Source organism: Methylobacterium sp. CCH5-D2, from assembly GCF_001556475.1.
GTDB classification, from domain to species: domain Bacteria; phylum Pseudomonadota; class Alphaproteobacteria; order Rhizobiales; family Beijerinckiaceae; genus Methylobacterium; species Methylobacterium hispanicum.
Window position 1 is genome coordinate 21,463 of sequence record NZ_LSIX01000898.1, and the last position, 12,491, is coordinate 33,953.

The 12,491-nt window shown below is 65.6% G+C and carries 11 protein-coding genes; 10 read left to right on the plus strand and 1 reads right to left on the minus strand.

The features are described from left to right. Positions 1-24: 24 nt before the first annotated feature. The 7 genes from AX737_RS24145 (at position 25) to AX737_RS24175 (ending at position 9,932) form a co-directional block, all read left to right on the plus strand. The gene (locus AX737_RS24145) at positions 25-2,151 is read left to right on the plus strand and encodes a ParB/RepB/Spo0J family partition protein (protein WP_058454238.1); all 2,127 of its coding nucleotides are present in this window, start codon (positions 25-27) and stop codon (positions 2,149-2,151) included. Positions 2,152-2,210: 59 nt separating this feature from the next. Further along, positions 2,211-2,429, plus strand: coding sequence for a hypothetical protein (locus tag AX737_RS24150; RefSeq protein WP_027297051.1), 219 nt, complete (start codon positions 2,211-2,213; stop codon positions 2,427-2,429). A 68-nt stretch (positions 2,430-2,497) separates the two neighbouring features. After that, on the plus strand, positions 2,498-2,911 hold the full coding sequence (locus AX737_RS24155) for a hypothetical protein (protein WP_027297052.1): 414 nt from the start codon (positions 2,498-2,500) through the stop codon (positions 2,909-2,911). Continuing rightward, entirely contained in the window at positions 2,908-3,132 is a 225-nt protein-coding gene (locus tag AX737_RS24160; RefSeq protein ID WP_058454239.1) for a DUF6117 family protein, read from the plus strand. The genes AX737_RS24155 and AX737_RS24160 overlap by 4 nt, the downstream gene beginning before the upstream one ends. A gap of 223 nt (positions 3,133-3,355) precedes the next feature. Beyond that, positions 3,356-7,678, plus strand: coding sequence for a strawberry notch family protein (locus AX737_RS24165; protein ID WP_058454240.1), 4,323 nt, complete (start codon positions 3,356-3,358; stop codon positions 7,676-7,678). Next, on the plus strand, positions 7,678-8,712 hold the full coding sequence (locus tag AX737_RS24170; protein WP_058454241.1) for a toprim domain-containing protein: 1,035 nt from the start codon (positions 7,678-7,680) through the stop codon (positions 8,710-8,712). Before AX737_RS24165 ends, AX737_RS24170 begins: the two co-directional genes overlap by 1 nt. Positions 8,713-9,008: 296 nt before the next feature. Then, on the plus strand, positions 9,009-9,932 hold the full coding sequence (locus AX737_RS24175; protein ID WP_027297056.1) for a DUF2493 domain-containing protein: 924 nt from the start codon (positions 9,009-9,011) through the stop codon (positions 9,930-9,932). Positions 9,933-10,189: 257 nt separating this feature from the next. On the opposite strand, the gene AX737_RS24185 is transcribed toward AX737_RS24175, so the two are convergent. Beyond that, positions 10,190-10,399 carry a hypothetical protein gene (locus tag AX737_RS24185; RefSeq protein ID WP_058454242.1) on the minus strand — a complete coding sequence of 70 codons (210 nt, stop codon included), beginning with the start codon at positions 10,397-10,399 and terminating at the stop codon, positions 10,190-10,192. A 313-nt stretch (positions 10,400-10,712) separates the two neighbouring features. Here AX737_RS24185 and AX737_RS34835 point away from each other — a divergent pair, with 313 nt between their 5' ends. The 3 genes from AX737_RS34835 to AX737_RS24195 all read left to right on the plus strand — a co-directional run bounded on the left by AX737_RS34835 (position 10,713) and on the right by AX737_RS24195 (position 12,350). Continuing rightward, positions 10,713-10,880, plus strand: coding sequence for a hypothetical protein (locus AX737_RS34835; RefSeq protein WP_167541743.1), 168 nt, complete (start codon positions 10,713-10,715; stop codon positions 10,878-10,880). Positions 10,881-11,023: 143 nt separating this feature from the next. After that, on the plus strand, positions 11,024-11,467 hold the full coding sequence (locus AX737_RS24190; RefSeq protein WP_058454243.1) for a hypothetical protein: 444 nt from the start codon (positions 11,024-11,026) through the stop codon (positions 11,465-11,467). Between the two features lie 556 nt (positions 11,468-12,023). After that, positions 12,024-12,350: a DUF736 domain-containing protein gene (locus AX737_RS24195; RefSeq protein WP_027297060.1), complete on the plus strand. Its 327-nt coding sequence runs from the start codon at positions 12,024-12,026 to the stop codon at positions 12,348-12,350. Positions 12,351-12,491: the final 141 nt, after the last annotated feature.

Genomic DNA, 12,491 nt, shown 5'->3' on the forward strand with positions numbered 1-12,491 from the left:
CCGCCCGTCGCGGAGTACATCCCGATGGCTGTTGCAGCTCAAAAGATCGTCCTGTCGCCCTCGCGCGACATCCCCTTCAACAAGCTGGTCCTGAGTCAGTCGAACGTCCGGCGCATCAAGGCTGGTGTCTCGATCGAGGACCTGGCGGCCTCGATCGCCCGGCGCGGCCTGATCCAGAGCATCAGCGTTTTCCCGGTCGTCGATGCCGAAGGCAACGAGACCGGCATGTTCGAGGTCCCAGCCGGCGGACGCCGGTTCCGTGCGCTGGAGCTGCTGGTGAAGCAGAAGCGCCTCGCCAAGGTGTCGCCGGTGCCGTGCGTGGTGCGCGAGCGCGACAGCGCGATCCTCGCGGAAGAAGTCTCGCTCGCCGAGAATATCGAGCGCGCGCCGCTCCATCCCCTCGACCAGTTTCGCGCCTTTCAGGACATGCGCGACAAGGGCATGACCGAGGAGGAGATCGCCGCGGCCTTCTTCGTGCAGGCCCAAGTCGTCAAACAGCGGCTGCGGCTTGCTTCGGCGTCGCCAGCGCTGCTCGAGGTTTATGCCGAAGACGGCATGACGCTGGAGCAGCTCATGGCCTTCACCGTGTCGGGCGACCACGCCCGTCAGCAGCAGGTCTGGGACGCGATCAAGGACGCCTGGTCGAAGGAGCCTTACCAGATCAGGCGCATGCTGACCGAGACAACCGTTCGCGCCGCGGACAAGCGCGCGGTTTTCGTGGGAATCGAGACCTATGAACAGGCGGGAGGCATCGTCATGCGCGATCTCTTCCAGTCCGATGATGGCGGCTGGCTGCAGGACGCGAGCCTGCTCGACCGCCTGGTCGCCGAAAAGCTCAAGGCCACCGCCGAGTCGATCGCCGCCGAAGGCTGGAAGTGGATCGAGGTCGCGGTCAGCTTTCCCTACGACACGACGCGCGGCCTGCGGGAATTGCAGGGCGAGCCGCTCGACCTTTCGGCCGAGGAACAGGCGACCATCGAGGCGCTCAATGCCGAGTATCAGAAGCTCGAAGCCGAGTATGAAGGCGCCGACGAACTGCCGGACGAGGTAGACCAGCGCCTCAGCGAGATCGAGACGGCGCTCGCAGCCTTCGAGACCCGGCCGATGCGCTACGAGGCGGACGACATCCCGCGCGCGGGCGTCTTCATCAGCGTCGCCCATGACGGCACCCTCGCCATCGACCGTGGCTACGTGCGGGCGGAGGATGAAGCACCGATCGATCCAGAGGTCGAGAACGGCGTGGACGCCGACGGCGATTTGGCCGAGCCGTCGGTGCAGAGGGCGGTCATCACCATCGGCGGCCAGCCTGCCGAGCCCGAGGACGACGAGGATGACGGCGTCATCAAGCCGCTGCCGGAGCGCCTGGTGATCGAGCTGACGGCCTATCGCACGCTCGCGCTGCGCAACGCCGTCGCGGAGAACCCGCACGTAGCTATGACGGCGCTCCTCCACAAGCTCGTCTCGGACACCTTCATGACCCGCATGTATACGGGCACCATGGAAGCCGGGGTGAAGCACGTCTTCTTCCCGGCCCAGGACGATGCGCTGAAGGACAGCCCGTCCGCCCGTGCGGTGCAGGACCGCCACGCCGCCTGGGCTGGCGATATCCCGAAGGACGATGCAGCCTTGTGGGACTGGCTCGCCGACCTGGATGAGCCCAGCCGCATGGCTCTCCTCGCGCATTGCGTCAGCTATGGCGTGAACGCGCTCTATGAGCGGCCGAACCCGCATAGTGGCAGCGGTGTATCCCAGCATACCCTCGACATGAGGCTTTCGCAGGCCGACCGACTGACGAAGGCGACAGGCCTCGATCTGGTCGAGGCCGGCTGGCGACCGACCTTCGGCAACTACCTCAACCGGGTGACCAAGCCCCGCATCTTGCAGGCGGTCCGCGAGGGCGCCGGCGAGCAAGCCGCACAACTCATCGACCATCTGAAGAAGGGCGACATGGCGAAGGAGGCCGAGCGCCTGCTGGCGGACACCGGCTGGCTGCCGGAGCCGCTGCGCGTGGTCGCCGAGGGTGAGGTGTCGACGGCGGAAACCCAGACCGGAGGCGAGGATGATGGGGCGGCGTTGCCCGACTTTCTCGCGAGCGATGACGAGGAGGCCGCTGGCGAAGACGATGAACGCCACCTCGTCGCGGCCGAATGATCGCTCTGGCGGGGCGGCTTTGGCCGCTCCGTCTATTCCCCCAATCGAGGAGCTACGCCATGTCGCAATCCAGCCCGGCGCCCCGGCGCGTCGTTTTCCAGTATCTCGTTCCCGTGCATGTCGAGGTCGAGGACGGGCTAGTTGCCTGCGTCACCGTCATCGATGAGACGCCAGTCCGCGATCCCACCATCGTCGAAGGCGATCCCGCCTATCTCGGCGAGGCAGTGCAGGCCGCCGACGACGGTCAAGACTGGCCGTCCTGGCGGTTCGGCTACTAGCCGGACAGTCTTTCGATCCCTCCCAAGCCCGGCCCAGCGCCGGGCTTTTTTCGTTTCAGGAGTCCGCCATGACCGATTTTCTCACCCGCTTTTCCTGCCTGCTCGACGTCGGCACTGCCGCCAACGCGACGCGCGCCTTCGACATCTACACCACGCTGATGGCCGAAAACTCCCGCGAGGATCCCCCGGCCGAGCCGTTCCTGCTCACCCTTTCGCCCGAATTCGGATCGGCTCGCCTGTGGCTGCGCGATCCTGGCAGCGCTGACCAGCAACTGGTGATCACCTTCGTTACCCGCTGCGCCGCGGCCTTCGGCCTGACCGGACATTGGGGCTTCCAGTGGGCGAATATTGCCTCGGACCCCGTAATCGACGGCTTCTCTGGCGGCGCCCATCTGCTCGATCTTTCGACCGGCCGGACGCTCGAATGGATCAGCACCGGACGCTGGCTCGCCGATCGACTTCCTCAGGGAGCCGCGCGATGAGCATTCCCGATCATGCCCGTGCCAATTTCGAGACGCTGCTGCACGCCGCGACCAGCGGCGACCTGGCGCTAATTGAATGCACCGAGATCGCAACGGGCGAGGTTCGCTACGTCATCTGCGCCGTTGGACGTGACGACGGCGACTACGTTTTTACGCCCTTCGGCCATCTGGCCGACGGCAACCCCTTCGAGCTCTACCGTCCACCCGATGCCTCGCCCTGAGGCGGGCGCTCGGACGGATTCGCGACAATAGTGCGATCCTTCGCCGGGAACGGCGCATCGCCCGCCGGCACGCGCAACTGCCGAAGACGTGCTTCCCGCAAGCCGGAGCGATGGTCGCTGACCGCGTCAGAGTGAGAGGTCGGCCGGGACGGGGTTGAGCCCGTCCGGTCGAGAGAGAGCGCCGGGCCGGCTCGTCCGTTCTTGCTCTCTCGAGGTTCCCTCCATGCTTTACGCTCCCGTCTCCGGAGCCGCCCCGGCGGCCTCGCTTCCGCTCGCGCCCAACGCGCCGCCGGCCGCCGCCATTCTCGCCGCCGCCGGCCATCTCCTTCCTCATCTCGAACAGGGCCGCGCGATCGATGCCGCGATACTGCGCTCGGCCATGGAACAGGCCTTCGGCGCGTCCGACGCTAGCGGCGCCTGGGACTGGAAGACGGCCTATGACGCCTGCGAAGCGGCAACCATCCTCTTCATGCGCAAATACGGAAAGCCGCTTTTCCGCAAAGCCGCGTCTCCGGAAGCACGGCTCGCAGCGCTGAGCAAGATCGCCGGGCTGCTGCCGACGCACACGCGCCGGTCCGAGGAGGCTCAGGCCCGTCAGCAGTTCTCGACGCCGACGCCGCTTGGTCTCGCGGCCTTGACCGCCGCAGCGCTCACGTCCGCTGACCGGGTACTGGAGCCCTCGGCCGGCACGGGCCTGCTTGCGATCCTTGCCGAGATCGAAGGCTCCGATCTCATCCTCAATGAGCTGGCCGAGACCCGCGCCGATCTTCTTGCCGCTCTCTTTCCAGCTCATTCGGTCACGCGTTTCGACGCCGCGCAGATCGATGATCATCTCGACCGCGCCGCCATTCCCAGTGTCATCATCATGAACCCGCCGTTCTCGGTCATGGCGGCCGTCTCAGGACGCGTCGCCGACGCCGCCTATCGCCATATCGCTTCCGCTCTGGCGCGGCTCGCGCCGGGCGGCCGGTTGGTCGCGATCACCGGCGCAAATTTCTCGCCCGAGCTGCCGGCCTGGCGGGACCGCTTCGCCCGGCTGCAGGAGCGCGGCCGCGTCGTGTTCAGTGCGGCGATCGCGGGCTCTGTCTATGCCAAGCACGGCACGACCATCGAAACCCGCCTGACCGTCATCGACAAGGCGCCGGCCGAGGATTTTGCACGCTTCCCGGCATCCCCCGGCATCGCGCCCGACGTGGCGACGCTCCTCGCTTGGATCGAACGCGACTTGCCCCCGCGCATGGCGGTCGCGCTGCCCAAGATTTCCCCGGACACGGCGCCGCGCACCGTTCGCGGCTATCTCGCCAAGGCCGCAGCATCCACCCCCGCCCGGCCGACGGCTGAGATCAAAGGCATGCCGCTTGACTATGAGACCGTCGAGCGGATGCCTCCAGAAGAATGCCGACTGTCTGACTCGATCTATGAGGCCTATGCGCTCCAGTCGGTCCGCATCCCGGAGGCGCAGCCTCATCCCACGAAATTGGTACAGTCGGCCGCCATGGCGTCGGTCGCGCCGCCGAAGCCGAGCTATCGCCCGACGCTTCCAGCCGCGGTCGTCACCGAGGGCGTTCTGTCCGACGCCCAGCTCGAGACGGTGATCTACGCCGGCGAAGCTCATGGCGAACACCTCGCAGGCGCCTGGACCGTGGACGAGACCGGCGATCTCGTCACCGCCGCGCCGGACGACGCGCCAAACGCCGTCCGCTTCCGGCGGGGCTTTATGCTCGGCGACGGGACCGGCGCCGGCAAGGGCCGTCAATCCGCTGGCATCATCCTCGACAACTGGCTGCAGGGTCGCCGCAAGGCAGTATGGATCTCGAAGTCCGACAAGCTGCTGGAAGACGCGCAACGCGACTGGTCGGCGCTCGGTATGGAGCGTTTGCTGGTCACGCCGCTATCGCGTTTCCCTCAGGGCACGCGGATCCGTCTCAACGAAGGCGTCCTTTTCACCACCTATTCCACGCTACGGTCCGACGACCGTGGCGAGAAGCTTTCGCGGGTCAAACAGATCGTCGAATGGTTGGGCTCCGACTTCGATGGAGTCATTATTTTCGACGAGTCGCACGCAATGCAGAACGCCGGCGGCGGCAAGGGAGAACGGGGCGATGTTGCGCCCTCACAGCAGGGCCGTGCCGGGCTCCGGCTCCAGCACGCGCTGCCAAATGCGCGCGTTGTCTACGTCTCTGCCACGGGCGCGACAACCGTCCACAATCTCGCCTATGCCCAGCGGCTCGGCCTGTGGGGCGGTGACGATTTTCCCTTCGCCAACCGCGCCGAGTTCGTGGAGGCCGTCGACAATGGCGGTGTCGCGGCCATGGAGGTGCTTGCCCGCGACCTGCGCGCCCTCGGCCTCTACACGGCCCGGTCGCTCTCCTATGACGGTGTTGAATACGAACTGGTCGAGCACCAGCTTACGCCCGCGCAAACCCGCATCTACGATGCGTACGCCGGCGCCTTCGCCATCATCCATAACCATCTCGACGCCGCGATGCAGGCCGCCAACATCACCGGCGATAGCGGCACCCTGAACCGTCAGGCGAAATCGGCCGCGCGTTCTGCATTCGAAAGCGCTAAGCAGCGGTTCTTCGGTCATCTGCTGACCAGCATGAAGACCCCGACGCTGATCCGCTCGATCGAGCAGGACCTGGCCGACGGGCATAGCGCCGTCATTCAGATCGTCTCAACCGGCGAGGCACTGATGGAGCGCCGACTGGCCGAGATCCCGACCGAGGAATGGAACGACGTGCGTGTCGACATCACGCCGCGGGAATATGTCCTCGACTATCTCGCCTATTCCTTCCCGGTGCAGCTCTACGAGCCGTTCTCCGACAGCGAGGGCAATCTGTCGTCGCGGCCAGTCTTCCGGGACGGTCACCCCATCGAGAGCAGGGAGGCCGTCGCCCGCCGTGACGAGCTGATCGAACGGCTCGCATCGCTAGAACCCGTTCCAGGCGCCCTCGACCAGATCGTCCAGCGCTTTGGCTCCGATGTCGTCGCCGAGGTCACCGGCCGTTCACGGCGCGTTGTGCGCAAGGGCGATCGCCTTGCCGTCGAAAATCGGGCGGGCTCGGCCAATCTCGCCGAGGCCGCCGCCTTCATGGACGACCAGAAGCGCATCCTGGTCTTCTCAGATGCGGGCGGTACGGGGCGCAGCTATCACGCCGATCTTGGCGCGAAGAACCAGCGCCTGCGTATCCACTATCTGCTGGAGCCGGGCTGGAAGGCCGATGCGGCGATCCAGGGTCTCGGTCGGACCAACAGGACCAATCAAGCTCAACCGCCGCTCTTCCGCCCGATCGCCACTGACGTGAAGGCTGAGAAGCGCTTCCTCTCCACGATCGCGCGTAGGCTCGATACACTCGGCGCCATCACGCGTGGGCAGCGCCAGACCGGCGGACAGGGTCTCTTCCGGCCAGAGGACAATCTCGAAAGCCCCTATGCGCGCGATGCGCTGCGCCAGCTCTATCTGCTGCTCGTGCGTGGCAAGGTCGAGAACTGCTCGCTCGACCGCTTTGAGTCCGCCACCGGACTCAAACTCACGGATGACAACGGCATCAAGGACGAGCTGCCGCCGATCACGACCTTCCTCAACCGTCTGCTCGCGCTGACCATCGACCTGCAGGGCGTGCTTTTTACGGCGTTTGAGCAGCTCCTGACGGCAAAGGTCGACGGGGCGGTTCGCAGTGGAGTCTATGACGTCGGACTCGAAACGCTGCAGGCCGAGAGCTTCATCGTCACCGGCAGCGAGGTGATCCATACGCACCCGGGCACCGGCGCGGAAACGCGGCTTCTCACCATCACCCGCCGGGAGCGCAATCGACCGACGAGCCTCGCCGACGCGCTCGATCATCTCTCCGATCCGCGCGCACGGCTCCTGGTCAATGGTCGCTCCGGCCGCGCCGCCGTGCAGATTTCCGCACCATCGATGATGCTCGACGATGGCGAGATCGAGCGCCGCGTCTGCCTGGTCCGGCCGATGGAGCAGCACTATGCGCCGCTGCGCATGATGGGTGAGAGCCATTGGGAGGAAGCCGATCGCGCCGCCTTCGCCGCCGCGTGGTGGGCTGAGTTGAATGACGTGCCGGAGTTTTCCGACAGCACGATCCACATTGTCGCCGGCCTGTTGTTGCCGATCTGGAAGCGGCTGCCAAACGAGTCGACGCGGGTCTACCGGCTCCAGACCGATGGCGGCGAGCGCATCATCGGCCGCCGCGTCTCGCCCGCCTGGGCGGCAAACGCCGTCACCACGGGCGCAACATCGCTGACCCCTGAGCAGGCCTTCACCGCTCTGATGGACGGCACGACGATCCTCGATCTCGCTGACGGCCTTCAGCTTCGGCGCGCCCGCGTCATGAATGCCCAGCGCCTGGAGCTGACCGGCTTCACCGAGGCGATGCGGGACCGGCTGCGCACCTACGGCCTGTTCAGCGAGATCATCTCGTGGAAGCTCCGCTTTTTCGTGCCGGCCGACTCCGCCGGACCGGGCGTCCTCGCCAAGGTGCTCGATACATATCCCGTGGCTCGCATCTCCGAGCGGGAGGCCGCGTGATGGCACGTCAGGACGCTTCCGATCTCGCGCACCGTCTCGGCCGGCAGGCCGAGGCGGTGTGCCGGCATTATCTTTCCAGCGGTCGCCGCGAGGGCAACTACTGGCTCGTGGGCGATGCGCGCAACACACCCGGCCGCTCGATGTATGTCCGGCTCAAGGACACGCCGAAAGGTCCCGCCGGCAAATGGACCGACGCGGCCACCGGCGAGCATGGCGATCTCCTCGACGTCATCCGAGAAAGCTGCGGCCTCATCGACTTCAAGGATGTCGCCGACGAGGCGCGGACCTTTCTCTCGATGCCGCCGGCACCGGAGGCCCGTCAGCACGAGCGGCAGAACCCAGCGCCGCATGGCTCCCCCGAAGCGGCCCGCCGACTGGTCCGCATGTCGCAGCCGATCCACGGCACGCTCGTACAAACATATTTACGGGAACGCGGCATTACGGATTTGCGCGGAACCGGAAGCCTGCATTTCCACCCGCGCTGCTATTATCGCCCCGAAGAGCATTCGCCGACCGAGACCTGGCCGGCGATGATCGCGGCCGTCACCGACCTCGACGGCAAGATCACCGGGGCGCATCGCACCTGGCTCGATCCGCGCCGCCGCGACAAGGCGCCAATCGACACGCCGAGGCGAGCCATGGGCGATCTTCTCGGCAACGCGGTCCGCTTCGGCATAGGCAGCGATGTGATAGCGGCGGGCGAAGGCATCGAGACCGTCCTGTCGCTTCGTCAGGTCCTTCCCGACATGCCTATGCTGGCGGCGCTCTCCGCGGCCCATCTCGCTGCCATCCTGTTCCCCGACACACTGCGGCGGCTCTACATCGTCCGCGACAACGATCCGGCCGGTGACGCTGCGCGCGACACCCTCATTGAACGGGCCGACGCGGCCGGGATCGAGCCGATTGTCATCTCGCCGCAGCTGGGCGACTTCAACGAGGATCTGCGCAGCCTCGGCCTGGACGCATTGAGCGTGGAAGCCCGGTTGCAGGTCGCGCCGCAGGACATCGCGCGCTTCATGGCGTTGGCGGCATAGCCGGCAGGAGAACGGGCGTGAGGTTCGCCGTCGTGCTCGGCGGATGCATCATCCATCGGAGGGGGACCGCGCCTCGGCCTTCGAGAGGGCGATCGGCCCACAAGCCGGCCAACCGGGCAATGGCGGCGGCCAACTATTTTCCGGCGCGGCCCAGAGGCCGCTTTCCATCGCGAAGCAAAATAGCCGGCCTTAGCCATCGAGCCCTACGCTTTCGCTCCGGGTGCCCGGCCGTCCGGCCCGCGGGCTTCGTCGCCATGAAGGCCGCGACGGTCGCGGTCCAACCGATGGAGCATCCCATGCGCGATCACGACGACTACGAACCGCATCACGAGTCCTCACCCACCGACCATGTCCTTAACGAACTGCAACTTCACGGCTACCGACCCTTCACCGACGAGCCCGACCAGCGGCTTCTGCCGGACGGCAACCAGGTCGCGGGCGCCGTCGCCGACATCTTCGACGCTCTAATCGGCACCCTGGCAGACACGCGCCTCGAACCTGACCTCGACGATCTCCTCTGGTCGACCGTGAACGTTTTCCACCGCGCGACCGACCGGATCGGCCGCGAACTGGATGACAATGAGCAGTCCCAGAAGCGGGCGCAGCGCGAACAGGACGGCAGCGAGGTGAAATCGGTCGAACTGGAGCGCCTGATCGCAGAGGGGATCACGCTGATAGAGCGCCAGAACGCCTTCGAGCTAATGCGCGACCAGGCCGCCGAACACTACGAACGCCACGTCGGCAAGCCTTGGCTCCCGCGCAGCGGATCGAAGGTCAACCATCGCAATCTGACTTCGGCGATGATCGACAGCCGCGACTTCTTGATGGCGAAGAAGCGCGCCGATCAAGAGGTGCTCCTGCCGCCTGGCCCCAAGATCGTCGTCACCGGCGGCCTCGACTTCAATGATCACCAGCTTATCTGGGCAAAGCTCGATCAGGTTCACGCCAAGCACGCCGGCATGGTTCTCGTCCATGGAAAGTCGCCAAAGGGTGCCGAGAGGATCGCCTCGCTCTGGGCATCGAACCGCAACGTTCCGCAGATCGGCTTTGCACCCGATTGGACCAAGCACGGACGGTCGGCACCGTTCAAGCGGAATGACCAGATGCTCGAGATCGTGCCGAAGGGCGTGCTGCACTTCCCGGGCACGGGCATAAATGACAACCTCGCCGACAAGGCCAAGAAACTCGGCATTCCGGTTTGGAAGCACGGCGGCGCGTAAGCGCCGCCACGCATGCGCCGCTGCCTAGCGCTTCATCTTCGTGACTTTGTAGACGCACCCGGAGCGATCATACGTGGTCCAATCACCAACCTGCTGACCGTCGTCGAAGTAGCCGGACCGCAGCTTCGAACCGTCCCGGCGAAACCACTCCCAGTATCCGGTAGGTTGTCCCTCCATCGTCTGGCCGACGACCCACAAGCTTCCGTCCTTGTGTCGCTTCTCGAAAGCGAGCGTCTCCGTCATTGGCAGCCCCACGTTCAGTCTGGCTCGCCTGTCACTGCGATACGGGCGGATCGCGCGTAGAAGGCAAGCTCGGTGTCGTTTTCGATCAACGCGTCGAGAAGCGCTTTCATATCCGCTTGGTCCGAAGACGACTGGAAGGGGCCCGGCTGCCGCTCGATCGCCAGCACAGCGATCGTCAAAGCCTTCTTCAAGAGGTGCAGGCTCCTTCCTGTGAACTCCGCCATCGTCCAGCCCTTCGCGACTCTACACTTGCTGCCAAGAGCATAGCGCAAATAGCCATCTGAGGACACGACGCGAGGCTGAGTCGAAAGCAGTGTCGAGACTGTAAAACGGGTCTCCCGACGCGAAGACCACCTCCGCCTATCAGCGCTGATCCTTGGTCCAGCCGCGGACTTGTCGCCATCAACCCATGAAGGGTCGGCTATGCCAGCATGCCGCCGCTGCGGCTACGCCTGCGCGGTGATTGCAGTCCACGGCCGAACACTTCGGGCGCCTGTCGGCGGGGGATGGTCCCCCGCTCCAGCAGGAGCCCAGCAGATGTCCCTCAATCAAGCTCACGCCTTCGCCTTCAGCCTCGCCACCACCCTGATGGTCTCGATTGTCATCTTCCAGGCGGGCGACGGCAGCATGGGTGTCATGCCCGCGGGCGAATATGACGGCGAACTCGCCGCGATCGTCCATGAGGTTGATCCCTTCGCCCACTGATCGCGGGCAAGGCTTCACGGCCGCAAGCGGAAGTCCGGCAGGATTTCCGCTCCCGTCCCGGCTTGTCATTCGCTATACTTCAGGCGCGCTGTGGTGGTGGTGGAGGCGCGATCGTCAGCCATGAACGATTGGAAACCACTGCCATGATCGTCTTTGCCATACTCGCATCCCTCTTCGCCGTCGGCCTGCTCTGCTGGCTGGTGTTCACCTTGGCCGTTTTCGCTCTGCCCGCCTTCGTCGGCGTGACGACGGGCGCCTGGGCCAACGAAGGCGGCGCCGGCATTGCCGGCGCTGTCGTCGTGGGCGCGCTCGCGGCGGCGATGACGCTCGCCATCGGGCACCTCCTGATCGCCTTCGTCCGCTCGATGTGGCTGAAACTCGTCGTGGCGATCGCCTTCGTCGCCCCGGCGGCGATCGCGGGTTTTCATGCCACCCATGGCATCGTGAAGCACCTGATGCCGTCGGAAGCGTGGCAGATGGCGTTTTCGATCTTCGGGGCCGTCGCGGTCGGGATCACCGCCTTCCTCCGGGTCGCTGGACTAGTGGCGACTCCCAGCCCATCCAGCCCGGACCTTACTCGGGCATGATCTTTGTCGACGTCGTCTCGGCGGACCGGAACAGCACCGAACAAAGCATATCCTCGTAGCCTCCGAGGTTGCAGATGAAGCGGTGGGTGCTGATTGTTCATCGCCCCGAAAAGCAACCCGCGGGGGAGCGCTTTGGGCAACACCGGCAGCGCATCCGTCCGTGCACCGAAGGCAGAGACACTCCCGGTGGCAGTGGACGGAGATGCTGGAGCAATGCCTGTCGATGGGGAACGAAGCCGCTGCGCACACCCTGCGCCAACTTGCCGATGCGGGAGGGTCGCCATCTTCTCCGTTATCTGACCGTGCCTAGACCGCTCCAAACGGCCTCTTCAATGGCCTGATCTGGCCGAAGTACGGCTTCGCCTCGATCGCCTATGACGCAACAGCCGCGTCGAACTTTCTTCCCCTGCCGGCTGCGCCGTCATTCCTCGCGAGACAAGAAAGCCCTCCTAAGCTGTCAGGCCCCTTCGGGGTGCGCCGTCGACCGCCTCCGGCCTGCCGATCGCCATCGAGGCCGCAATGGTGCGGGCTCGGGAACGGAAAACGGAGAATTACAATGGCGACCATCGGCACCTTCAAGAAGACCGGCTCGAACGAGTTCACCGGCGAAATCGTCACCCTCAGCGTCCAGGCCAAGGGCGTGCGCATCGTCCCCGATACCCGCGCCACTGGCGAGAACGCTCCCAGCCACCGCGTCCTGGTGGGCCGCGCCGAGATCGGCGCCGCCTGGTCGAAGCGCTCCAACGAGGGCCGCGACTATCTCGGCCTCAAGCTCGACGATCCGAGCTTCAACGCCCCGATCTACGCCAACCTCTTCGACGACGAGGACGGCGATACCTTCTCGCTGATCTGGTCCCGCCCGAGCGGGCGGCGCGGCGACTGAGGCCTCCGCGCAAGGCCCCGGCCAGAAGGTCGGGGCCTTTCAGCTTTCTGGCAACCGAATCAGCTGACGTTTGCCCGGTCGGCTTTGCGGTGGCCAAACTGGCATAGGGCGACTATTATAGTCGTAGTTCTGGCGTGCGCG

Bases quoted from the DNA above. Each gene is read 5' to 3' on its own strand.
- AX737_RS34835 (WP_167541743.1), top strand. From the start codon at position 10,713: ATGTCCCTCAATCAAGCTCACGCCTTCGCCTTCAGCCTCGCCACCACC.
- AX737_RS24165 (WP_058454240.1), top strand. From the start codon at position 3,356: ATGCTTTACGCTCCCGTCTCCGGAGCCGCCCCGGCGGCCTCGCTTCCG.
- AX737_RS24170 (WP_058454241.1), top strand. From the start codon at position 7,678: ATGGCACGTCAGGACGCTTCCGATCTCGCGCACCGTCTCGGCCGGCAG.
- AX737_RS24145 (WP_058454238.1), top strand. From the start codon at position 25: ATGGCTGTTGCAGCTCAAAAGATCGTCCTGTCGCCCTCGCGCGACATC.
- AX737_RS24190 (WP_058454243.1), top strand. From the start codon at position 11,024: ATGATCGTCTTTGCCATACTCGCATCCCTCTTCGCCGTCGGCCTGCTC.
- AX737_RS24195 (WP_027297060.1), top strand. From the start codon at position 12,024: ATGGCGACCATCGGCACCTTCAAGAAGACCGGCTCGAACGAGTTCACC.
- AX737_RS24175 (WP_027297056.1), top strand. From the start codon at position 9,009: ATGCGCGATCACGACGACTACGAACCGCATCACGAGTCCTCACCCACC.
- AX737_RS24150 (WP_027297051.1), top strand. From the start codon at position 2,211: ATGTCGCAATCCAGCCCGGCGCCCCGGCGCGTCGTTTTCCAGTATCTC.
- AX737_RS24160 (WP_058454239.1), top strand. From the start codon at position 2,908: ATGAGCATTCCCGATCATGCCCGTGCCAATTTCGAGACGCTGCTGCAC.
- AX737_RS24185 (WP_058454242.1), bottom strand. From the start codon at position 10,399: ATGGCGGAGTTCACAGGAAGGAGCCTGCACCTCTTGAAGAAGGCTTTG.
- AX737_RS24155 (WP_027297052.1), top strand. From the start codon at position 2,498: ATGACCGATTTTCTCACCCGCTTTTCCTGCCTGCTCGACGTCGGCACT.